Annotated in this window: 21 protein-coding genes and 1 other annotated feature; of the genes, 12 read left to right on the top strand and 9 right to left on the bottom strand. The window is 56.4% G+C overall.

The window, feature by feature from the left end:
* Positions 1 to 69 precede the first annotated feature (69 nt).
* Positions 70 to 1,272, bottom strand: a complete 1,203-nt coding sequence (locus tag S7A_RS10925; protein ID WP_009090560.1) for a multidrug effflux MFS transporter — start codon at positions 1,270 to 1,272, stop codon at positions 70 to 72.
* Positions 1,273 to 1,568: 296 nt separating this feature from the next.
* Here S7A_RS10925 and osmE point away from each other — a divergent pair, with 296 nt between their 5' ends.
* Positions 1,569 to 1,904 (top strand): osmotically-inducible lipoprotein OsmE, encoded by a 336-nt coding sequence (osmE, locus tag S7A_RS10920; RefSeq protein ID WP_009090559.1) that lies wholly within the window; start codon positions 1,569 to 1,571, stop codon positions 1,902 to 1,904.
* A 104-nt stretch (positions 1,905 to 2,008) separates the two neighbouring features.
* On the opposite strand, the gene S7A_RS10915 is transcribed toward osmE, so the two are convergent.
* From S7A_RS10915 to hxpB, 6 genes are all read right to left on the bottom strand, one after another.
* Positions 2,009 to 2,419: a DUF6515 family protein gene (locus S7A_RS10915; RefSeq protein WP_009090557.1), complete on the bottom strand. Its 411-nt coding sequence runs from the start codon at positions 2,417 to 2,419 to the stop codon at positions 2,009 to 2,011.
* A gap of 187 nt (positions 2,420 to 2,606) precedes the next feature.
* Complete coding sequence (locus S7A_RS10910; protein ID WP_009090555.1) at positions 2,607 to 3,998, bottom strand: L-cystine transporter; 1,392 nt, start codon at positions 3,996 to 3,998, stop codon at positions 2,607 to 2,609.
* Positions 3,999 to 4,149: 151 nt separating this feature from the next.
* Positions 4,150 to 4,740: a metal-dependent hydrolase gene (locus S7A_RS10905; RefSeq protein WP_009090554.1), complete on the bottom strand. Its 591-nt coding sequence runs from the start codon at positions 4,738 to 4,740 to the stop codon at positions 4,150 to 4,152.
* Positions 4,741 to 4,878: 138 nt separating this feature from the next.
* Complete coding sequence (kduD, locus tag S7A_RS10900) at positions 4,879 to 5,640, bottom strand: 2-dehydro-3-deoxy-D-gluconate 5-dehydrogenase KduD (protein ID WP_009090549.1); 762 nt, start codon at positions 5,638 to 5,640, stop codon at positions 4,879 to 4,881.
* Between the two features lie 16 nt (positions 5,641 to 5,656).
* On the bottom strand, positions 5,657 to 6,493 hold the full coding sequence (gene kduI / locus S7A_RS10895) for a 5-dehydro-4-deoxy-D-glucuronate isomerase (protein ID WP_009090546.1): 837 nt from the start codon (positions 6,491 to 6,493) through the stop codon (positions 5,657 to 5,659).
* Between the two features lie 174 nt (positions 6,494 to 6,667).
* Positions 6,668 to 7,336, bottom strand: coding sequence for a hexitol phosphatase HxpB (hxpB, locus tag S7A_RS10890; RefSeq protein ID WP_009090544.1), 669 nt, complete (start codon positions 7,334 to 7,336; stop codon positions 6,668 to 6,670).
* 144 nt (positions 7,337 to 7,480) lie between these two features.
* On the opposite strand from hxpB, the gene S7A_RS10885 reads away from it, so the two are divergent.
* Positions 7,481 to 8,017, top strand: coding sequence for a YniB family protein (locus tag S7A_RS10885; protein ID WP_009090542.1), 537 nt, complete (start codon positions 7,481 to 7,483; stop codon positions 8,015 to 8,017).
* An 8-nt stretch (positions 8,018 to 8,025) separates the two neighbouring features.
* On the opposite strand, the gene S7A_RS10880 is transcribed toward S7A_RS10885, so the two are convergent.
* Positions 8,026 to 8,919 (bottom strand): fructosamine kinase family protein, encoded by an 894-nt coding sequence (locus tag S7A_RS10880; protein WP_009090540.1) that lies wholly within the window; start codon positions 8,917 to 8,919, stop codon positions 8,026 to 8,028.
* Between the two features lie 78 nt (positions 8,920 to 8,997).
* Positions 8,998 to 9,318 carry a type V toxin-antitoxin system endoribonuclease antitoxin GhoS gene (ghoS, locus tag S7A_RS10875; RefSeq protein WP_009090539.1) on the bottom strand — a complete coding sequence of 107 codons (321 nt, stop codon included), beginning with the start codon at positions 9,316 to 9,318 and terminating at the stop codon, positions 8,998 to 9,000.
* A 350-nt stretch (positions 9,319 to 9,668) separates the two neighbouring features.
* Between ghoS and S7A_RS10870 the strand changes: the two genes are divergently transcribed.
* From S7A_RS10870 to btuC, 10 genes are all read left to right on the top strand, one after another.
* Positions 9,669 to 10,430, top strand: coding sequence for a YdiY family protein (locus tag S7A_RS10870; protein WP_009090538.1), 762 nt, complete (start codon positions 9,669 to 9,671; stop codon positions 10,428 to 10,430).
* A gap of 246 nt (positions 10,431 to 10,676) precedes the next feature.
* Positions 10,677 to 12,605 carry a threonine--tRNA ligase gene (thrS, locus tag S7A_RS10865; protein ID WP_009090537.1) on the top strand — a complete coding sequence of 643 codons (1,929 nt, stop codon included), beginning with the start codon at positions 10,677 to 10,679 and terminating at the stop codon, positions 12,603 to 12,605.
* Positions 12,606 to 12,608: 3 nt separating this feature from the next.
* Positions 12,609 to 13,160 carry a translation initiation factor IF-3 gene (infC, locus tag S7A_RS10860; protein WP_033736278.1) on the top strand — a complete coding sequence of 184 codons (552 nt, stop codon included), beginning with the start codon at positions 12,609 to 12,611 and terminating at the stop codon, positions 13,158 to 13,160.
* A 100-nt stretch (positions 13,161 to 13,260) separates the two neighbouring features.
* Positions 13,261 to 13,458: a 50S ribosomal protein L35 gene (rpmI, locus tag S7A_RS10855; protein WP_009090535.1), complete on the top strand. Its 198-nt coding sequence runs from the start codon at positions 13,261 to 13,263 to the stop codon at positions 13,456 to 13,458.
* A gap of 42 nt (positions 13,459 to 13,500) precedes the next feature.
* A complete protein-coding gene (rplT, locus tag S7A_RS10850; RefSeq protein WP_006118956.1) occupies positions 13,501 to 13,857 on the top strand; it encodes a 50S ribosomal protein L20 in 357 nt (118 codons plus the stop codon).
* Between the two features lie 117 nt (positions 13,858 to 13,974).
* Positions 13,975 to 14,100: a sequence feature (Phe leader region), on the top strand.
* Complete coding sequence (gene pheM / locus S7A_RS21415) at positions 13,980 to 14,024, top strand: pheST operon leader peptide PheM (protein WP_106120997.1); 45 nt, start codon at positions 13,980 to 13,982, stop codon at positions 14,022 to 14,024. (Overlaps the previous feature by 45 nt.)
* A gap of 71 nt (positions 14,101 to 14,171) precedes the next feature.
* Complete coding sequence (pheS, locus tag S7A_RS10845; protein WP_009090534.1) at positions 14,172 to 15,155, top strand: phenylalanine--tRNA ligase subunit alpha; 984 nt, start codon at positions 14,172 to 14,174, stop codon at positions 15,153 to 15,155.
* Between the two features lie 14 nt (positions 15,156 to 15,169).
* Entirely contained in the window at positions 15,170 to 17,557 is a 2,388-nt protein-coding gene (gene pheT / locus S7A_RS10840; RefSeq protein ID WP_009090533.1) for a phenylalanine--tRNA ligase subunit beta, read from the top strand.
* Between the two features lie 4 nt (positions 17,558 to 17,561).
* A complete protein-coding gene (gene ihfA, locus S7A_RS10835) occupies positions 17,562 to 17,864 on the top strand; it encodes an integration host factor subunit alpha (RefSeq protein WP_003853259.1) in 303 nt (100 codons plus the stop codon).
* Between the two features lie 170 nt (positions 17,865 to 18,034).
* Positions 18,035 to 19,018: a vitamin B12 ABC transporter permease BtuC gene (btuC, locus tag S7A_RS10830; protein WP_009090532.1), complete on the top strand. Its 984-nt coding sequence runs from the start codon at positions 18,035 to 18,037 to the stop codon at positions 19,016 to 19,018.
* Positions 19,019 to 19,031: the final 13 nt, after the last annotated feature.

Below are 19,031 nucleotides of genomic sequence, written 5' to 3'. Positions count from 1 at the left end.
TAAAGCTAACGTGCCTTCACGAAAACAACAAGCCAAAGCGCTAACTGATTCGCGCTAACCATTGCGAAATCAGTGAGTTTTTAGCTGAGGCTCGGGTTTTTTCGCCAGCACGGTAAACATTAAAATGGCCAGCATAAAGCAGCCGAAGATCGTGCCGCACATGCTCAGCACCGAGGTACCGCCGATGCCGGTGATGGGCACGGTAATCGCCCCCAGCGTGAACATGGTGACACCAATCACCGCAGAGGCGCTGCCAGCGCGATGGCCCTGACTCTGCATCGCCAGTGAGGAGGCGGTCGTGGCAATCACCCCATTGCTGGCGATGGTAAAGAACAGCGCGACCAGCAGCAGCGCCAGCGGGGCCTGAAACAGGGCGCAGAGCAGCAGCAGGCTGGAGGCGACAAAGGCCAGCGTCAGGCCGCCTTTCAGTACCCGATATTCACCCCACAACGGGCAGAGGCGGGCACTGGTCTGAGAGGCGATCACCAGACCGATGCCGTTGGCCGCAAAGCAGAAGCTGAACGCCTGCGGCGACAGACCGTAGAGCTGCTGCAGCACGAACGGAGAGGCGCCGATGTAGGCGAACATGCCCGACATCATAAAGCCCTGGGTCAGGCAGAAGCCCATGAAAGGACGATGGGTCACCACCTGGCCGAGCGCGGCGTAAGCGGAGAAGATCGATCCTCTGCTGCGGCGGGCTTCCGGCAGCGTCTCATGCAGCTTCCAGCGCGCCAGCAGGATCAGCAGAATGGCAATGCCGCCCAGCACCATAAAAATGCCGCGCCAGTCGACGATCGTCATCAGCACGCCGCCCAGCACCGGTGCGCCGATGGGCGCCAGGCCATTGACCAGCATCAGCAGGGCAAAGAATCGCGTCAGTTCATGACCACTGTACATATCGCGCGCTATCGCCCTTGACAGCACCGCGCCACCGGCCCCGGCTAAGCCTTCGAACAGGCGCGCCACCAGCAGCTGGTGGATATCCTGCGCCAGTGCGCAGCCCAGCGAGGCGATAAACAGCAGCACCAGTGACAGGGTCAGCGGACGCAGACGGCCGAACTTGTCACTCATCGGGCCAAACAGCAGCTGGCCAACTCCCAGCCCCAGCAGGCCGGCGGTCAGACTCAGCTGAGCCGTGGCGGTTTCGGTGTTGAGGTCCCGCGCCATCTGAGGCAGAGCGGGCAGATAGAGATCGATACAGAGAGGGCCCAGTGCGGCCAGCAGGCCCAGCGTGATGGCATAAACCAGGCGGTTAGAGTGTGCAGGAGTCATTATTCCTCGGGGTCGTCAGCGATGGGGTGAAGAGAAAGCGGGCCAGCCTGCGCCAGAGAGCGTCCGGCAGTGCGGCGGGCACCCTGATCGGCATCCGCGCAGGACAGCGTCACGGAAACGGCGCAAAATCAGAGGGTTCGGATGCCGGGGAGTATACGTCTCTGCTGACAGCAAAACAGCCTTCTTTACGGAATCCTGACATTCCGTCTGCCACAAAAAGGCCGCCATAAACTTGATAAACCTGCATTTATGTTCCAGGCTTGATGCCACATGGACAATAAATGAGGAACAACAAGATGAAGAAGGTGATGGGATGTATCGCTGCGGCGCTGACACTGGCGGCACTGTCTGGTTGTACGACTTACGATCGTGCGGAAAGCTACGTGACTAAGCCAGTCGTTAAGGATGTTAAAAAGGGGATGACCCGCGATCAGGTTCGTCAGATCGCCGGTTCGCCTTCAACTGAAATTACCATGGTTCACGCGCGCGGCACCTGCCAGACGTATGTTCTGGGTCAGCGCGACGGTAAAGCACAGACTTACTTCGTGAGCTATAACGACACCGGCCGTGTCATGAACTACGGCTTCCAGAGCTGCGCGGAGTATGACACCGATCCGCAGGTTCAGCAGTAATCGCTGCTTCTGAATCGTAAACGGCCCGTCTTCATGACGGGCCGTTTTTCGTTGGGGCACTGTTTCATGCCCTCCGGCGCGAAGAGTGGGTGGCAAGCCTGCCGTTACAATCCTGCCGGGCGCGGCACCTCGACATAATCGCCGTCAATCTGCCGCTGGTAGTAGTGGCCATCCTGCACATAAAAACGCCTGCCGTTAAAATCCAGCACATGCATCTCACCGCTGATCCGCGTCTCTGGCGGTGGCGCCACCACCACATACTCCTCACCGTGACGCTGATAATAGTTGCCGTTAAGCAGGTAGTAGGTCAGCCCGCCAATCAATACGGCGGTAGCGGCTTCGGGCAGAAAGCGCAACGGACCTGGCCCTTCCCAGCGCGGACCAGGGCCACCGTGCCGGCCCCATCCCTCATGCGGTCCCCATCCTCCCGGCGGGCCCCAGTCGCCGGGATGCGCAGAAGCCAGGGCGGGCGCTAAGAGCGTCAGCGCCAGAAGTGAGACGATCATTTTTTTCATCGGGCATTCTCCACAGACGAGTGGAGGCAGAATTCGCTTTTTACAGAAGAAAGACAAGCGCTAAAGCGGCGGATTTTCGCCTGTTTACCACGCTTAACGCTTTCTTAACGGCGTCGCCATGAACAGGGAAGATTATGGAGAGCGGAAAGGGATTAACCTGGCGCGGATGCGCCAGGTTGAGCAGAAATTAACGGTGCGCCAGTTCGGCGTGGTCGTCACTTTCCAGCACGCGCCTGTCGGTCAGGCCTAACCAGCGGCTGGTGAGTGAACCGGCGGTCATGGAGCCATTGACGTTCAGGGCGGTACGGCCCATATCGATCAGCGGCTCGATAGAGATCAGCAGCGCAACCAGGGTCACCGGCAGGCCCATCGCAGGCAGCACAATCAGGGCGGCAAACGTCGCGCCGCCGCCGACACCGGCCACACCGGCTGAACTCAGGGTGACGATCCCGACCAGCGTCGCAATCCACAGCGGGTCAAACGGGTTGATGCCAACCGTAGGCGCCACCATCACCGCCAGCATGGTCGGATAGAGACCGGCACAGCCGTTCTGGCCGATCGTGGCACCAAAGGAGGCTGCAAAGCTCGCCACAGACTCTGGCACGCCCAGGCGACGGGTCTGAGTCTCTACGCTCAGCGGAATGCTGGCGGCGCTGGAGCGGCTGGTAAAGGCGAAGGTAATCACCGGCCACACTTTGCGGAAGAAGCGCAGCGGGTTGATGCCGTTTACCGACAGCAGCAGGGCATGAACCGCAAACATTATCGCCAGGCCGAGGTAAGAGGCGACCACAAAGCTGCCCAGCTTGATGATGTCCTGCAGGTTAGAACCGGCCACGACTTTGGTCATCAGCGCCAGCACGCCATACGGCGTCAGCTTCATCACTAAACGCACCAGCTTCATGACCCACGACTGCAGGGTGTCAATCGCCACCAGCACCCGCTGACCTTTCTCCTGGTCATCTTTCAGCAGTTGCAGAGCGGCCATCCCCAGGAAGGCGGCAAAAATGACCACGCTGATGATGGAGGTCGGATTAGCACCTGTCAGATCGGCAAACGGATTTTTCGGGATAAAGGAGAGCACCAGCTGAGGCACGCTCAGGTCGGAGACCTTGCCGACATAGTTGCTCTGGATCGCACTCAGGCGTGCGGTTTCCTGGACACCCTGCACCAGACCTTCCGCGCTGAGGCCAAACAGACCGGTCACAAAGACGCCGACCAGCGCAGAAATCGCGGTGGTAAAGAGCAGTACGCCAATGGTCAGTACGCTGATTTTTCCCAGCGACGAGGCATTATGCAGACGGGCGACCGCACTCAGAATCGAAACGAACACCAGCGGCATGACGACCATCTGCAGCAGCTGGACATAGCCATTACCGACGATGTTAAACCAGCTGATCGACGCTTTGACCACGGCGCTGTTTTCACCGTATATCAGCTGCAGCACCAGGCCGAACAGCACACCGATCACCAGACCGATCAACACTTTCTTCGACAGGCTCCAGCTATGGCGGCTGAAGCGGGAGAGTAATACCAGCAGCACCACGAAGGCCGCGATATTAAGCGTAAGAGGAAGGTCCATACCGAAACTCCAGAGTAATGCGGCCTGTCGTCCGGGAGAGGCCGCATAATGTTAATCACGAATTAAGACAGCAGGAATGGTAACAGCAGCCGGAGAGGCTGCCTTATATCCAAATGGCATGGTTTATAACTAACTGTTGATTTTTGTGGGTTTATTGCGCGGTATGACTGGAAATTAACCGTCCGACCCCATTCTGCAGCGTATCGAACAGCTGGGTCGGCCAGCCGTTTGCACCAAAGGAAGGCATTCCCACCGGAAACCAGAGCGCATAGCCCACCAGACCCAGACACAACACCCGCTCAAGCTGATTGCCTTTCTGGCTGCGCAGAATCGGCAGGCGGAAGCGCCAGCGGCAGGGCCACAGCAGTGGCACCCCGGCAGGCGTCAGCATATCGGCCACTATATGGCTGAGGTAGCCCAGGGTCAGGCCCTGTAATACATCAGGTGGTATGGGTGACGACTTGGGCAGGTTAATCTGAAAAAGCCATAAACCGGCGGCCACCGCCAGCAGGCTGTGGGTAAAGCCCCGGTGACCAAAAGCGCGCGCAATCGGCTGTGAGAGCCAGCGCAGCCGCTGTCCCAGCAGGGATTTAGGGTGATCGATGTCGGGCAACAGACATGTCAGCAGGGCTGAGGGAACGAGATGCCACCAGTCGGCCTGCGCCAGAACCGGGGTCAGCTCCGCACGTTTGGCAAAAATAGCGCTGGCAATGGCAAAAATGATGTGGCCTTCGCCCGTCATGATAGAACCTGGATGCTAAGAAACTGTCGATGCATCCAGTATAGGGATTTATCCAGTAAATGAGAACATGTGACGCTGTAACTAACAGTGAATTTTTTTACAGGGCGAGCCGCGGCATGTCACGGCTCACCCCGTCTTCTAGCGGGCCAGCCAGCCGCCATCAACCGCCAGCGTGTAACCATTAATATAGTCAGCTGCAGACGAGGCCAGAAAGACCACCGGCCCCATCATGTCATCCGGCACGCCCCAGCGGCCTGCCGGAATGCGATCAAGGATCTCAGCGCTGCGCGCCGCATCTTTGCGCAGGGGTTCGGTATTATCGGTCGCCATGTAGCCTGGCGCGATAGCATTAACATTGATGCCATGCCGTCCCCACTCGTTAGCCATCAGACGGGTTAAGCCCATGACAGCGCTTTTTGAGGCGGTGTAAGAGGGAACGCGAATGCCTCCCTGAAACGAGAGCATGGACGCAATATTAATGATTTTGCCGCCGCTTCCCTGCGCGATAAACCGCTGCGCGATTTGCTGTGAGAGGAAAAACACCGTCTTGCAGTTGATGTTCATCACATCATCCCAGTCCTGCACGCTGAATTTCAGGGCATCCTCACGACGGATAATCCCGGCATTGTTGACCAGGATATCCACTCTGCCTGCCGCGGCGACCGCCTCTTCCGCGACGTGCGGGATGAGCTCAGGAGACATCAGATCGGCTGAAACGGACCAGAAGCGGCGGCCAAGTGCTTCCACTTTATGCTGCGTGTCAGCCGGTTCGATGCGGTTGATGCCCACTATGTCGCAGCCAGCCTGCGCCAGCCCCAGTGCCATCCCCTGGCCAAGCCCGGTATTACAGCCGGTCACGATGGCGACTTTGCCTGTCAAATCAAATCTGTTCAGTACCATTCGGCTTGTCCTCCGCTTAACGCAGTTCGCTAATCCTGACCGCGTCCATATCATCAAAGACCTGATTCTCACCCACCATTCCCCAGATAAAGGCGTAACGCTGGGTTCCGACACCCGCGTGTATCGACCAGCTGGGTGAGATCACCGCCTGCTCGTTATGAACCAGCAGATGACGGGTTTGCTGCGGCTCTCCCATCATGTGGAAGACGGCGTGATCTTCGCTCATGTCGAAATAGAAATAGACTTCCATGCGGCGTTCGTGGGTGTGACAGGGCATGGTGTTCCAGAGACTGCCCTCATGCAGCCTGGTCAGGCCCATCGTGAGCTGACAGGTAGGCAACACGTCGGGCACGATAAATTTGTGTATGGTGCGGCGATTAGCGCTTGCCGCATCGCCCAGCGTGGCGTTGACCGCCTCCTGCAGCGTGATCTTTCTGTCCGGAAAGGTGGTGTGCGCCGGTGCACTGTTGAAATAAAATTTTGCGGGCTGCGATGCGTCGAGGCTGCGAAACAGCAGATCGCGCGCCCCTTTGCCGATATAGAGCGCCTCTTCGTGACCGATTTCCCACGTTTTGCCATCCACCTCCACCAGACCCGGACCGCCAATATTGATCATGCCCAGTTCACGGCGTTCGAGAAACCAGGCGACGCCCAGCTGTTTGCCCATCTCATCCCCCATCGTGACCGGCTGATTCACCGGCATGACGCCGCCCGTAATGATGCGGTCAATATGGCTGTAGGTCAGGGTGTAGTGATCGGCGGTAAATATCTTTTCAATCAGAAATGCCTGGCGCAGTGCGTCAGTGTCGAGTTGTTTAGCGTGATCGCTGTGAATGCTCTGGCGAATGTCCATCTCGTGCCCCTCTGGAGTCAGGTTATTCATCCCCCGGTCAGGGGACGATGTGGGCATCTTAGGCAGGGTGAGACAGTGATTCAATAAAAATGAAAAGCTGTTTTAATTTTTTGAGATTCAGATCAACCACAGAACGCCTGAGCAAAAAAAAGCCCGCTTAAAGCGGGCGGGGGGTCAGCCTTTCAGATGGGTCGGGCTAAGCTGCGTCAGGGTGTCCAGCCGGACATCCGCCAGCGCCCAGCGCGGATCGTCGCGGTGCTCAGCGGCAGGTACCACAATCGACCGCATGCGGGCCGCTTTAGTGGCGATCATGCCGTTAAACGAATCCTCCAGCGTGACGCAGTTCAGCGGATCGATCCCCAGACTGGCGGCGGCATTGAGATAGACCTGCGGATGGGGCTTGCTGTAGGGCAGAGCTTCTGCGGAGGAGAGCACATCAAAATAGTGGCGCAGATTAAAGATCTCCAGCACCTGTTCCAGCATCGCCATCGGAGAGGCGGACGCCAGGCCAATCTTCAGTCCCTGCTCCTGACAGAGTTGCAGCGCGGTTTCCACGCCCGGCAACAGGGGGCGGGTCTGATCCACCAGCGTCATGGCGCGCACGATAATCCGCTCCGTGACCTCCTGCTGCGACGGACCCTGCCACGGCAGCGTTTCGTACCACATTCGCACCGTCTGGTCGATGCGCAAACCCAGCGTGTCGGGCATTTCACTGCGACGTGACAGGTCAACATCCAGCGTTGAAAAGATATCCAGTTCAGCCTGATCCCACAGCGGCTCAGAATCGATCAGTAAACCATCCATATCAAACAGGGCGGCGAGGACAGGGCGGTGATAGGGCATCAGAGGTCTCCTTTTAAAGTCGGTTTTACCATAGCATCATTCCCGGCTGGCGCACGCTTCGCCCGTCGGCCATGCTTTTTTTGGGAAATTTCTTCATTGGCAGGTAGACTTACGGCAAATCGGATTTCGGGTTCAGGAGATATTATGACCTATCAACAGGCTGGCCGCATCGCCATCCTTAAGCGTGTGGCAGGCTGGGTGCTCTTTCTGGTGGCGCTGCTGTCGACCATTATTTCGGTGCTGAGCTTTATGTTTAAGCACAGTGAGAAGCAGCCAGGTATCGACGCGGTAATGCTCGATTTTGTTCATGTTATCGTCGATATGCTTCGCTTTAACACCCCCTTCCTGAACATCTTCTGGCACAACTCCCCGGTGCCGGAATTTAATGGTCAGATGAACCTGGGATTCTGGCTGATCTACATCCTGATTTTTGTCGGACTGGCCCTGGAGTCATCCGGCGCGCGCATGGGGCGTCAGGCCCGTCATGTCAGAGAGGGCATTGAAGATCAGATGATCCTGGAGCAGGCAAAGGGCAGCGAAGGGCGAAGCCGTCAGCAGCTGGAAGAGAAGGTGCGCGTACCCCGTCACACCATCTTCCTGCAGATCTTCCCGCTTTACATCCTGCCCGTGGTCATTGCGGTAGCCGGTTATTTCGTGCTGTCGCTGCTCGGCTTTATCTGAGGGCGTCGTCAGGCCGGTCTGGCCTGACTGGCGCTCAGCGCATCCTCTTCCAGCAACTGGCCGATGGCGAATTGTGCGTCGTCCGGCCAGTGCCCGCCAAAGACGTTAGCCCGGTTCAGCAAATAGTAGAGCTGATAGACCGGCAGACGCTGCGAGAACCCATCCGGTAACGGCCAGACCGACTGATAGCCGTCGTAAATCTGACGCGGCAGGTCGGGGTACCAGCTCAGCATGGCTAAATCGCACTCCCGGTCGCCCCAGTAGCAGGCAGGATCGAACACCCAGGGGCCACTGTGGCTGCTGGCACAGTTAGCTGGCCAGAGGTCGCCATGCAGCAGCGACGGCTGCGGATGATGGGAGGCCAGCACCCGCTGCACGGCGGCAATGATCAGCTCGGTATCCCCGTAGAGCACCCCTTTTTCTGCCGCCAGCTGTAACTGCCAGCCGATGCGCTGCTCGGCAAAAAAGACCGACCAGCGGCGCAGCCAGCTGTTGGGCTGAGGAGTCGTGGTGATGTTGTTGTCGAAATCGAGACCGAACTGTGTCTGCTCGCTCCACTGATGAAGGTGCGCCAGCTGCTGCCCGAGCCGCCAGGCACTCTGCTCATCAAGTGGCTGAGGCGGAATATACTCCAGCAGCAGGAAGCTCTCCTCGCGGTGCTGGCCTACGCCATAGACCTCCGGCACGCGAACCGTGCCGGTGCGCGCCAGCAGCGCCAGCTGGTCAGCTTCCCAGGTGAAGAGTGACAGCCTGTCCCGGCTGTTACTTTTGACGAACACGTCGTGATCACCGTAGCGGATACGCCAGGTGGGATGGATGTCGCCGCCGGCCAGGGCGTGACGTTCGGTGATTTCGGCATTGCCTAACTGCTCGCTTAACAGACGACTAATGGCTGACCACATTGGGCTATCCTCGTTATTCGCTGCGTAAGACAGATTGTACTGCGTAAATATTCACCAAAACCAGCCCGATTGCACCTCTTATTCTGGTGCGGAGCGGGTGGGGCGATGTTCAGCGGTGTCGCGCAGAAACGCTTCGAAGGTTGTCACGGTCACGTCCGGCCGCTGACCCAGCACGCTTTCACCCGCCGCAGTGGCCTGCTGCTGCAGCGCTTCAGGCGACAGCGGACTGACAATACCAAAGCTGTTGGTCCCGAGTTCATGCGGGTGGCCCTCATCGTCAGCCAGGGTGGTGGTGAAACCGGCCGCCGTCATGGCGCTGGTCAGCTCCAGGATGTCGCTTAATCCCGATTCCTGATAGTGAAAGGTCACGATATAGCGTGTTAAGGCGTTGTTGCTCATGAGGCACCTCCGGGGAAGGGAAACTGAACTGAGCGTAGACCATGGTGAAAAATCAGGCGAATTATGAAGGGGATGCGCGGTGCCTGCCGTGATGCCGGGCGTAAATTCCTGTCAGGCAGGTGCGCGGGGGTGGAAAAATCTTCTGCGGCTACGGCTATCTTTTCCCTTTCGCAGCACTATAATGCGCGACGTTAATCAGATGAGTCCCAATTAACACGTGTTGCAGGGCTGATTCCACGCATTTCGGGTGAGTTAATATTTTTTTACAAAACTTACCGTAAATTGCATTGAATGCCGGGCAAAACGCTTCAGACTCTTCGTTTTTTAAACTGTCGCACGGATCACATTTAATGAAAGCCTATAACAAGCTGTCTGCTGTTCTTCTGCTCTCCGCTGGAGCATTTTGTCACCAGGCACTGGCCGATAACGCCGTATTCACCTCAATGGATGACCCCTCTACGGCGAAAAAGCCGTTTGAAGGCTCAGCTGCTGCGGGATACCTGGCGCAAACCGGTAACACCACCAGTTCATCAATGACCGCTCAGACCAATATGACCTGGTATCAGTCATCAATGGCTTACAGCTTGTGGGGTAACGCGGCCAACACCTCATCAAACGATGAGCGCTCTTCCGAGACCTATAGCATCGGCGGTCGTTCACGTTACAACGTCAGCAACTATGACTACCTCTTTGGTCAGGCGAGCTGGTTAAGCGATCGTTTCAATGGTTACGATTCGCGCGACGTTCTGACAGCCGGTTACGGTCGTCAGATCCTGAACGGTCCGGTGCATTCACTGCGTGCGGAATTTGGTCCGGGTGTGCGCTACGACGATTTCCACGATGGCGGCCACGAAACTAAAGCGCTGGGCTATGGCGCGGTCAGCTATCAGTGGCAGCTCACTGACACCACCAAATTTGTCCAGGGTGTGTCTGTACTGAGCAGCTTCGGTGAAGATACCACCGTGAACTCTGAAACCGGCCTGCAGGTGGCAATTAACAGCCACTTCGCCCTGAAGCTGGCATACAACGTGACCTGGAACAACAATCCGCCGGAATCTGCGCCGGATCGCACCGACACCAAAACCTCGGTTATGCTCTCCTACGCGATGTAAGCGCAATTTTAACCGTGGTCTGCCCGGCGGCCTGACACTCTGTCAGGCCGCTTTTTTTTGATCTCTCCACGGCTTAGCAAAAAGGGGATGGTTTTTCTCGACCAGGAAAACTGCTATCATCTGCCCCGCACGGCAATCCTGGCGACATTCCGACAATGTGGGTCTGATGTTACGCCAGGTCACCCATTTTACATGACGTTGCATGTAGGCTTTCGTGTGGCCTACCACTGCAAATAAGGATTAGAAATGCCTGTAATTACGCTTCCTGATGGCAGCCAGCGTGTGTTCGACCGCCCTGTCAGTGTGATGGATATCGCGCTGGACATCGGGCCGGGTCTGGCGAAAGCCTGTATCGCTGGCCGCGTGAACGGTGAACTGGTTGATGCGGTCGATCCCATCACCGAAGACGCCGCCGTGGCGATTATCACTGCAAAAGATGAAGCCGGTCTGGAAATCATCCGTCACTCCTGCGCGCACCTGTTAGGGCATGCCATCAAGCAGCTGTGGCCGGATACGAAAATGGCGATTGGCCCGGTCATTGATAACGGCTTCTATTATGATGTCGACATCGATCGTACGCTGACCCAGGAAGATATCGACCTGCTGGAAAAACGCATGCATCAGCTGGCTGAGACCAACTACGATGTGGTGAAGAAAAAGGTCAGCTGGCAGGAAGCCCGTGACGTCTTTGCGGCGCGCGGCGAAATCTACAAAACCACCATTCTTGATGAAAACATCAGCCACGACGATAAGCCTGGCCTCTATCATCATGAAGAATATGTCGACATGTGCCGCGGTCCGCACGTGCCGAACATGCGGTTCTGCCATCACTTTAAACTGCAGAAGATCTCCGGTGCCTACTGGCGCGGCGACAGCAGCAACAAGATGCTGCAACGCATCTATGGCACCGCATGGGCAGACAAAAAGCAGCTGGCAGCCTATCTGCAGCGTCTGGAAGAGGCGGCAAAGCGTGACCATCGCAAGATTGGTAAGCAGCTGGATCTCTACCACATGCAGGAAGAAGCACCCGGTATGGTCTTCTGGCATAACGACGGCTGGACCATCTTCCGCGAGCTGGAAGTGTTTGTCCGCAGCAAGCTGAAAGAGTACCAGTACCAGGAAGTGAAGGGTCCGTTCATGATGGACCGCGTCCTGTGGGAAAAAACCGGGCACTGGGAAAACTATAAAGAAGCGATGTTCACCACCTCGTCTGAGAACCGTGAATATTGCATTAAACCGATGAACTGTCCGGGACACGTTCAGATCTTTAATCAGGGTCTGAAATCGTACCGTGACCTGCCGCTGCGTATGGCCGAGTTCGGCAGCTGTCACCGTAATGAGCCATCAGGTGCGCTGCATGGCCTGATGCGTGTACGCGGCTTTACTCAGGATGATGCCCACGTCTTCTGTACCGAAGAGCAGGTGCGTGACGAAGTGAACAGCTGTATCCGCATGGTTTATGACATGTACAGCACCTTCGGCTTCGAAAAGATTGTGGTCAAACTCTCTACCCGTCCTGAGAAGCGCATCGGCACCGATGAGATGTGGGACCGCGCCGAGGAAGATCTGGCTGCCGCGCTGAACGAAAACAACATTGAGTTTGAGTTCCAGCCAGGCGAAGGCGCCTTCTACGGCCCGAAAATTGAGTTTACCCTGTACGATTGTCTTGATCGCGCCTGGCAGTGTGGAACCGTTCAGCTAGACTTCTCCCTGCCAAAACGTCTTGAAGCGACGTATGTGGGTGAAAATAACGATCGTCAGACGCCTGTGATGATTCACCGTGCGATTCTGGGATCGATGGAACGCTTCATCGGTATTCTGACCGAAGAGTTTGCTGGTTTCTTCCCAACCTGGCTGGCACCACAGCAGGTCGTGGTTATGAATATTACCGATGGACAAGCGGAATATGTTGAGTCTTTAACGCGTAAGCTGCAGAATGCTGGCATTCGTGTGAAGGCAGACTTGAGAAATGAGAAGATAGGCTTTAAAATCCGCGAGCACACATTACGTCGCGTCCCTTATATGCTGGTCTGCGGTGATAAAGAGGTGGAAGCAGGCAAAGTTGCCGTTCGCACCCGCCGTGGTAAAGACCTGGGGTCGATGGATGTCGATCTCTTTGTTGAGAAGTTGCAACAAGAGATTCGCAGCCGAAATCTTCATCAACTGGAGGAATAAAGTATTAAAGGCGGAAAACGAGTACTACCGACGCGTCCGAACAAAATTAACAGCGAAATCCGCGCAACTGAAGTGCGCTTAACGGGCATGGATGGCGAGCCACTTGGCATCGTCTCATTACGCGAAGCTCTGGAAAAAGCCGAGGAATCGGGTGCTGACTTAGTCGAAATTAGCCCGAACGCCGAACCGCCGGTTTGCCGTATTATGGATTACGGCAAGTTCCTCTACGAAAAAAGCAAATCTTCTAAGGAACAGAAGAAGAAGCAAAAAGTTATTCAGGTTAAGGAAATTAAATTCCGTCCTGGAACCGATGATGGCGACTATCAGGTCAAACTACGCAACCTGATTCGCTTTCTGGAAGATGGCGATAAAGCCAAAATCACGCTGCGTTTCCGTGGTCGTGAGATGGCGCACCAGCAGATCGGTATGGAAGTGCTTAACCGCGTCCGTAAAGACCTGTGTGAAGATCTGGATTTGGCCATTGTCGAATCCTTCCCTTCGAAGATCGAAGGCCGCCAGATGATCATGGTGCTCGCTCCTAAGAAGAAACAGTAGGCTTTCAAGTAACATTAACCGCGCAGCGTTCGCGTTGTGCGGTTTTCTGTTCGCCTGTCTGGGTCATGTTATCAACAATGCGAAGTGGATATTTTTAAAAATGCCAAAGATTAAAACTGTACGTGGCGCGGCTAAGCGCTTCAAGAAGACCGCTTCTGGCGGCTTCAAGCGTAAACACGCAAACCTGCGTCATATTCTGACCAAAAAATCTACTAAGCGTAAACGTCACCTGCGCCCTAAAGGCATGGTGTCAAAAGGCGATCTGGGTCTGGTTTCTGCCTGCCTGCCGTACGCATAAGTCCATTTTTTTTTAAACAGAATATAGAACAGGAGAGCTCACATGGCTCGCGTTAAACGTGGTGTAGTTGCTCGCGCACGTCACAAAAAAATCTTAAAACAAGCTAAAGGCTATTACGGTGCACGTTCACGTGTTTACCGCGTTGCCTTCCAGGCTGTTATCAAAGCTGGTCAGTATGCTTACCGTGACCGTCGTCAGCGTAAGCGTCAGTTCCGTCAGCTGTGGATCGCGCGTATCAACGCAGCGGCTCGTCAGAACGGCATGTCTTACAGCCGTTTCATCAATGGTCTGAAAAAAGCAGCCATTGAGATCGACCGTAAGATCCTGGCCGATATCGCCGTATTCGACAAAGTGGCCTTCACTGCACTGGTCGAAAAAGCGAAATCAGCTCTGGCGTAAGTCAGATGAAAAAGGGAGCTTGCTCCCTTTTTTATTGCCTGTAAGCTGCGCAAAAGATTGACATTTTCGTCTCCGCGCATTTCAATAGTGCCCTCGTAAAGCATGACAAGGTAACTGCAAGCATGAATGCTGCTATTTTCCGTTTCTTTTTTTACTTTAGCGCCTGACATCCGGGGGCTTTTGCGCATAAGAAAAGAAACGAAAAATCGCGCTAAAAGCCTCCCTCGTGGAGGCTTTTTTGTTTCTGGCGTTAGCATACTGGACCGGCAGGTCCCAACAAGAACTGACCAGCCTGACTGGAAAAAGAGGAAATTATGTCCCAACTCGCAGAACTGGTGGCCAGCGCCACGGCGGCTATCGACGGGGCGACAGATATCGCCGCCCTTGACGCGGTGCGCGTCGAATATCTCGGTAAGAAAGGGCATCTGACATTACAGATGACCACCTTACGCGAGTTGCCTGCTGAAGAGCGCCCTGCAGCCGGTGCGGTAATCAATGAAGCGAAACAGCAGGTCACCGACCGCCTGAACGCGCGTAAAGAGGCGCTGGAATCGGCGGCGCTGAATGCGCGTCTGGCGGAAGAGACCATCGATGTGTCACTGCCGGGTCGCCGCATTGAAAATGGCGGCCTGCATCCGGTCACCCGCACGATGGATCGCATTGAGACCTTCTTCGGTGAGTTAGGCTTTGCTGTCGTCACCGGGCCGGAAATTGAAGATGATTATCATAACTTTGATGCACTCAATATTCCTGCTCACCACCCGGCGCGTGCCGATCACGATACCTTCTGGTTTGACGCCACCCGTCTGCTGCGTACCCAGACTTCCGGCGTGCAGATCCGTACTATGCAGGCTCAGCAGCCGCCGATTCGTATCATCGCGCCAGGCCGCGTCTACCGTAACGATTACGATCAGACCCACACGCCGATGTTCCATCAGATGGAAGGGCTGATCGTGGATAAAAACATCAGCTTTACCAATCTCAAAGGCACGCTGCACGATTTCCTGAACAACTTCTTCGAAGAAGATTTGCAGATTCGTTTCCGTCCATCCTACTTCCCCTTTACTGAGCCTTCAGCAGAAGTGGACGTCATGGGTAAAAACGGCAAGTGGCTGGAAGTGCTGGGCTGCGGCATGGTGCACCCTAATGTGCTGCGCAACGTCGGCATTGACCCGGAAGTTTACTCCGGTTTCGCCTTTGGTATGGGCATGGAGCGTCTGACCATGTTGCGCTATGGCGTGACCGATCTGCGCGCATTCTTCGAAAACGATTTACGTTTCCTCAAACAATTTAAGTAAGGGCAGGTTATCCAATGAAATTCAGTGAACTCTGGTTACGCGAATGGGTAAATCCAGCCCTGGACAGTGCCGCGCTGTCTGAACAAATCACCATGGCCGGTCTGGAAGTGGATGGCGTTGAGGCCGTCGCCGGTGCGTTCCACGGTGTCGTGGTTGGCGAAGTGGTGGAGTGCGGTCAGCACCCGAATGCTGACAAACTGCGGGTGACCAAAATTAATGTGGGCGGTGACCGTCTGCTGGATATCGTCTGCGGCGCGCCGAACTGCCGCCAGGGGCTGAAAGTCGCCGTCGCCACCGTGGGTGCGGTGCTGCCGGGTGATTTCAAAATCAAAGCGGCCAAGCTGCGCGGTGAGCCATCAGAAGGGATGCTCTGCTCTTTCTCCGAGCTGGGAATCAGCGACGACCACAACGGCATTATTGAACTGCCTGCCGATGCGCCCGTGGGCACCGACATCCGCGCCTGGCTTCAGCTGGATGACAACACCATTGAAATCAGCGTCACGCCTAACCGCGCGGACTGTCTGGGCCTGATCGGTATCGCGCGTGATGTGGCGGTGCTGAATGGTCTGCCGCTGAACAAGCCAGAGATTCAGCCGGTCGCTGCCACGCTGAGTGACACCTTCCCGATTCAGGTTGATGCGGTGGAGGCCTGTCCGCGCTACCTGGGTCGCGTAGTGAAAGGCGTCAACGTTGGTGCGGCCACGCCATTGTGGATGAAAGAGAAGCTGCGTCGCTGTGGTATCCGCTCAATCGATCCGGTGGTGGATATCACCAACTATGTGCTGCTGGAACTGGGTCAGCCGATGCACGCCTTCGACCTCGATCGCCTTAACGGCGGCATCGTGGTGCGGATGGCGAAAGAGGGCGAAAAGCTGACGCTGCTGGATGGCACTGAAGCCAGCCTGCAGGCAGACACGCTGGTCATCGCCGATCACCAGCAGGCGCTGGCGCTGGCGGGTATCTTCGGTGGCGAACATTCGGGCGTGAACAGCGAAACGCAGAACATTCTGTTTGAGTGCGCCTGGTTTGACCCGCTGGCGATCACCGGCCGCGCCCGTCGTCACGGTCTGCACACCGACGCGTCACATCGCTATGAGCGAGGCGTTGATCCGGCGCTGCAACATATCGCGCTGGAGCGTGCAACCGCACTGCTGCTCTCCATCTGCGGGGGTGAAGCCGGCCCGATCATCGATCAGACGCATCAGGCCGCCTTGCCGGTTCCGGCGACGATCACCCTGCGCCGGGAAAAACTGGATCGCCTGATTGGTCATGTCATCGCCGATGAGCAGGTTACCGATATTCTGACCCGTCTCGGCTGCGACGTCACGACAGGCGAAGGTGAGTGGCAGGCGATCGCCCCGAGCTGGCGCTTCGACATGGCGATTGAGGAAGATCTGGTTGAAGAAGTGGCCCGCGTTTACGGCTACAACAACATCCCGAACGTGCCGGTGCAGGCGGGGCTGGTTATGACTCAGCATCGCGAAGCGAACCTGTCGCTGAAACGCGTGAAAAACCTGCTGGTGGACAAGGGATATCAGGAAGCGATTACCTACAGCTTCGTTGATCCAAAGGTTCAGCAGCTGCTGCATCCGGGTGAAGAGGCGCTGCTGCTGCCAAGCCCGATCTCCAGCGAGATGTCGACCATGCGTCTCTCCCTGTGGACCGGCCTGCTCAGCGCAGTCGTCTACAACCAGAACCGTCAGCAGAGTCGCGTACGTCTGTTTGAGAGCGGTTTACGCTTTGTGCCCGACACGCAGGCAGATTTAGGCATCCGTCAGGATCTTATGCTGGCCGGTGTTATCAGCGGAAACCGTGTTGAAGAGCACTGGGATCTGGCGCGCCAGGCAGTTGACTTCTATGATTTAAAAGGCGATTTAGAGTCGCTGCTCGATTTAACCGGCAAACTGGATGCGATCAGCTTCCGGGCTGAAGCCAATCCGGCGTTGCATCCGGGACAGAGCGCGGCGATTTATTTGCACGATGAACGAATCGGATTTATCGGAGTCGTTCATCCTGAGCTGGAACGTAAGCTGGATCTCAACGGCCGCACCTTAGTCTTTGAACTGCTTTGGAATAAGGTCGCAGACCGCGTCCTGCCTGACGCGCGCGAGATTTCTCGCTTCCCGGCTAACCGTCGTGATATTGCTGTTGTGGTGGCTGAAAACGTCCCTGCAGCAGATATCATCGCGGAGTGTAAGAAAGTTGGCGTAAATCAGGTAGTTGGCGTAAACTTGTTTGACGTGTACCGCGGTAAGGGCGTTTCTGAGGGCTTCAAGAGCCTCGCAATCAGCCTGATTTTGCAGGATACCAGCCGGACACTCGAAGAAGAGGAGATTGCCGCGACCGTTGGCAAATGTGTTGCGGCATTAAAAGAGCGATTCCAGGCAACCTTGAGGGATTGAACCTATGGCGCTTACAAAAGCTGAGATGTCAGAGTACCTGTTTGAGAAACTCGGGCTGAGCAAACGCGATGCCAAAGAGTTAGTAGAGCTGTTTTTCGAAGAGGTACGTCGCGCTTTGGAAAATGGAGAACAGGTAAAACTGTCTGGGTTTGGCAATTTTGACCTGCGTGACAAAAACCAGCGTCCTGGCAGAAACCCGAAAACGGGGGAAGATATTCCGATCACCGCGCGTCGCGTAGTGACATTCCGCCCGGGACAGAAGCTGAAAAGCCGCGTAGAGAACGCTACACCCAAAGAGACTGACTGAATTTCAGCGTTTCAAAAAGGCCGCGCAAGCGGCCTTTTTTCATGGTCTCACCCGCCGGTGACTGCGCTGGCGCGCCCGTCTGCCAGCAGGGCGCACACCGCCTCAACCACCTTTCTTTTTTCTGCAATCCCACTACAATCAAATCTCTGTTTTCTCAGCAAATCCAGCCTATGTCTCTGCTTGACCCGCTCGCGCTTCAGGCCGACCAGCGCGGCCAGAAATGGCTTATTACTTTAGCTCTTATGCTGCTTGCGCTGCTCTGTGGCAGCCTGTGTGCCGGTGACAGCTGGATCGCGCCCTCAGAGTGGTTTACGGAGAGCGGCCGGCTCTTTGTCTGGCAGCTGCGGCTGCCGCGTAGTCTGGCGGTGATGCTGGTCGGTGCATCCCTGGCAGTGTGCGGCGTCGTGATGCAGGCGCTGTTTACCAATCCGCTGGCCGAGCCTGGCCTGCTGGGCGTCTCAAACGGAGCCGGCATCGGTCTGGTGCTGGGCGTGCTGCTGGGCAGCGGCTCGCTGTGGAGCCTCGGCCTGGCCGCGATGGCCGGGGCACTCATGATTACGCTGATCCTGCTCTGTTTCGCGCACCGTCAGCTCTCGGTGACCCGGCTGTTACTCACGGGCGTGGCGCTGGGGATTATCTGCAGTGCCATCATGACCTGGGCCGTTTACTTCAGCACCAGCCTCGACCTGCGTCAGCTGATGTACTGGATGATGGGCGGCTTCAGCGGCATTGACTGGCGCTATGGCGGAATGATGCTGGCGCTGCTGCCGGTGATGCTTGCCCTGAATGCGACGGGACCGATACTGAATCTGCTGGCGCTGGGGGAGATCTCCGCTCGTCAGCTCGGTCTCTCCCTTTTCTACTGGCGCAATCTGCTGGTGCTGGCGATGGGCTGGCTGGTCGGTATCAGCGTTGCCATGGCCGGTGCCATTGGTTTTGTCGGGCTGGTGATCCCGCACCTGCTGCGGCTGAGCGGCATCAGCGATCACCGTTATCTGCTCCCCGCCTCTGCGCTGGCTGGCGCAGGCGTGCTGTTAGCGGCCGATATCGTCGCGCGTCTGGCGCTGACATCGGCCGAATTACCGATAGGCGTGGTCACGGCGACACTCGGCGCGCCGCTGTTTATTCTTTTACTGGTAAAATCTTCGCGCTAGCTTTCGGCTGGCT

Origin of the sequence: Pantoea sp. Sc1 (genome assembly GCF_000255315.1) — a bacterium.
Taxonomy (GTDB): domain Bacteria; phylum Pseudomonadota; class Gammaproteobacteria; order Enterobacterales; family Enterobacteriaceae; genus Pantoea; species Pantoea anthophila.
The sequence above is the reverse complement of the archived record's forward strand: the minus strand, read 5'-3'. Positions and strand labels throughout refer to the sequence as shown.

Bases quoted from the DNA above. Each gene is read 5' to 3' on its own strand.
- S7A_RS10885 (WP_009090542.1), top strand. From the start codon at position 7,481: ATGACCTATCAACAGGCTGGCCGCATCGCCATCCTTAAGCGTGTGGCA.
- ihfA (WP_003853259.1), top strand. From the start codon at position 17,562: ATGGCGCTTACAAAAGCTGAGATGTCAGAGTACCTGTTTGAGAAACTC.
- S7A_RS10905 (WP_009090554.1), bottom strand. From the start codon at position 4,740: ATGACGGGCGAAGGCCACATCATTTTTGCCATTGCCAGCGCTATTTTT.
- rpmI (WP_009090535.1), top strand. From the start codon at position 13,261: ATGCCAAAGATTAAAACTGTACGTGGCGCGGCTAAGCGCTTCAAGAAG.
- btuC (WP_009090532.1), top strand. From the start codon at position 18,035: ATGTCTCTGCTTGACCCGCTCGCGCTTCAGGCCGACCAGCGCGGCCAG.
- kduD (WP_009090549.1), bottom strand. From the start codon at position 5,640: ATGGTACTGAACAGATTTGATTTGACAGGCAAAGTCGCCATCGTGACC.
- rplT (WP_006118956.1), top strand. From the start codon at position 13,501: ATGGCTCGCGTTAAACGTGGTGTAGTTGCTCGCGCACGTCACAAAAAA.
- S7A_RS10880 (WP_009090540.1), bottom strand. From the start codon at position 8,919: ATGTGGTCAGCCATTAGTCGTCTGTTAAGCGAGCAGTTAGGCAATGCC.
- S7A_RS10910 (WP_009090555.1), bottom strand. From the start codon at position 3,998: ATGGACCTTCCTCTTACGCTTAATATCGCGGCCTTCGTGGTGCTGCTG.
- S7A_RS10925 (WP_009090560.1), bottom strand. From the start codon at position 1,272: ATGACTCCTGCACACTCTAACCGCCTGGTTTATGCCATCACGCTGGGC.
- thrS (WP_009090537.1), top strand. From the start codon at position 10,677: ATGCCTGTAATTACGCTTCCTGATGGCAGCCAGCGTGTGTTCGACCGC.
- ghoS (WP_009090539.1), bottom strand. From the start codon at position 9,318: ATGAGCAACAACGCCTTAACACGCTATATCGTGACCTTTCACTATCAG.
- S7A_RS10870 (WP_009090538.1), top strand. From the start codon at position 9,669: ATGAAAGCCTATAACAAGCTGTCTGCTGTTCTTCTGCTCTCCGCTGGA.
- kduI (WP_009090546.1), bottom strand. From the start codon at position 6,493: ATGGACATTCGCCAGAGCATTCACAGCGATCACGCTAAACAACTCGAC.
- pheS (WP_009090534.1), top strand. From the start codon at position 14,172: ATGTCCCAACTCGCAGAACTGGTGGCCAGCGCCACGGCGGCTATCGAC.
- pheT (WP_009090533.1), top strand. From the start codon at position 15,170: ATGAAATTCAGTGAACTCTGGTTACGCGAATGGGTAAATCCAGCCCTG.
- S7A_RS10915 (WP_009090557.1), bottom strand. From the start codon at position 2,419: ATGAAAAAAATGATCGTCTCACTTCTGGCGCTGACGCTCTTAGCGCCC.
- osmE (WP_009090559.1), top strand. From the start codon at position 1,569: ATGAAGAAGGTGATGGGATGTATCGCTGCGGCGCTGACACTGGCGGCA.
- hxpB (WP_009090544.1), bottom strand. From the start codon at position 7,336: ATGCCCTATCACCGCCCTGTCCTCGCCGCCCTGTTTGATATGGATGGT.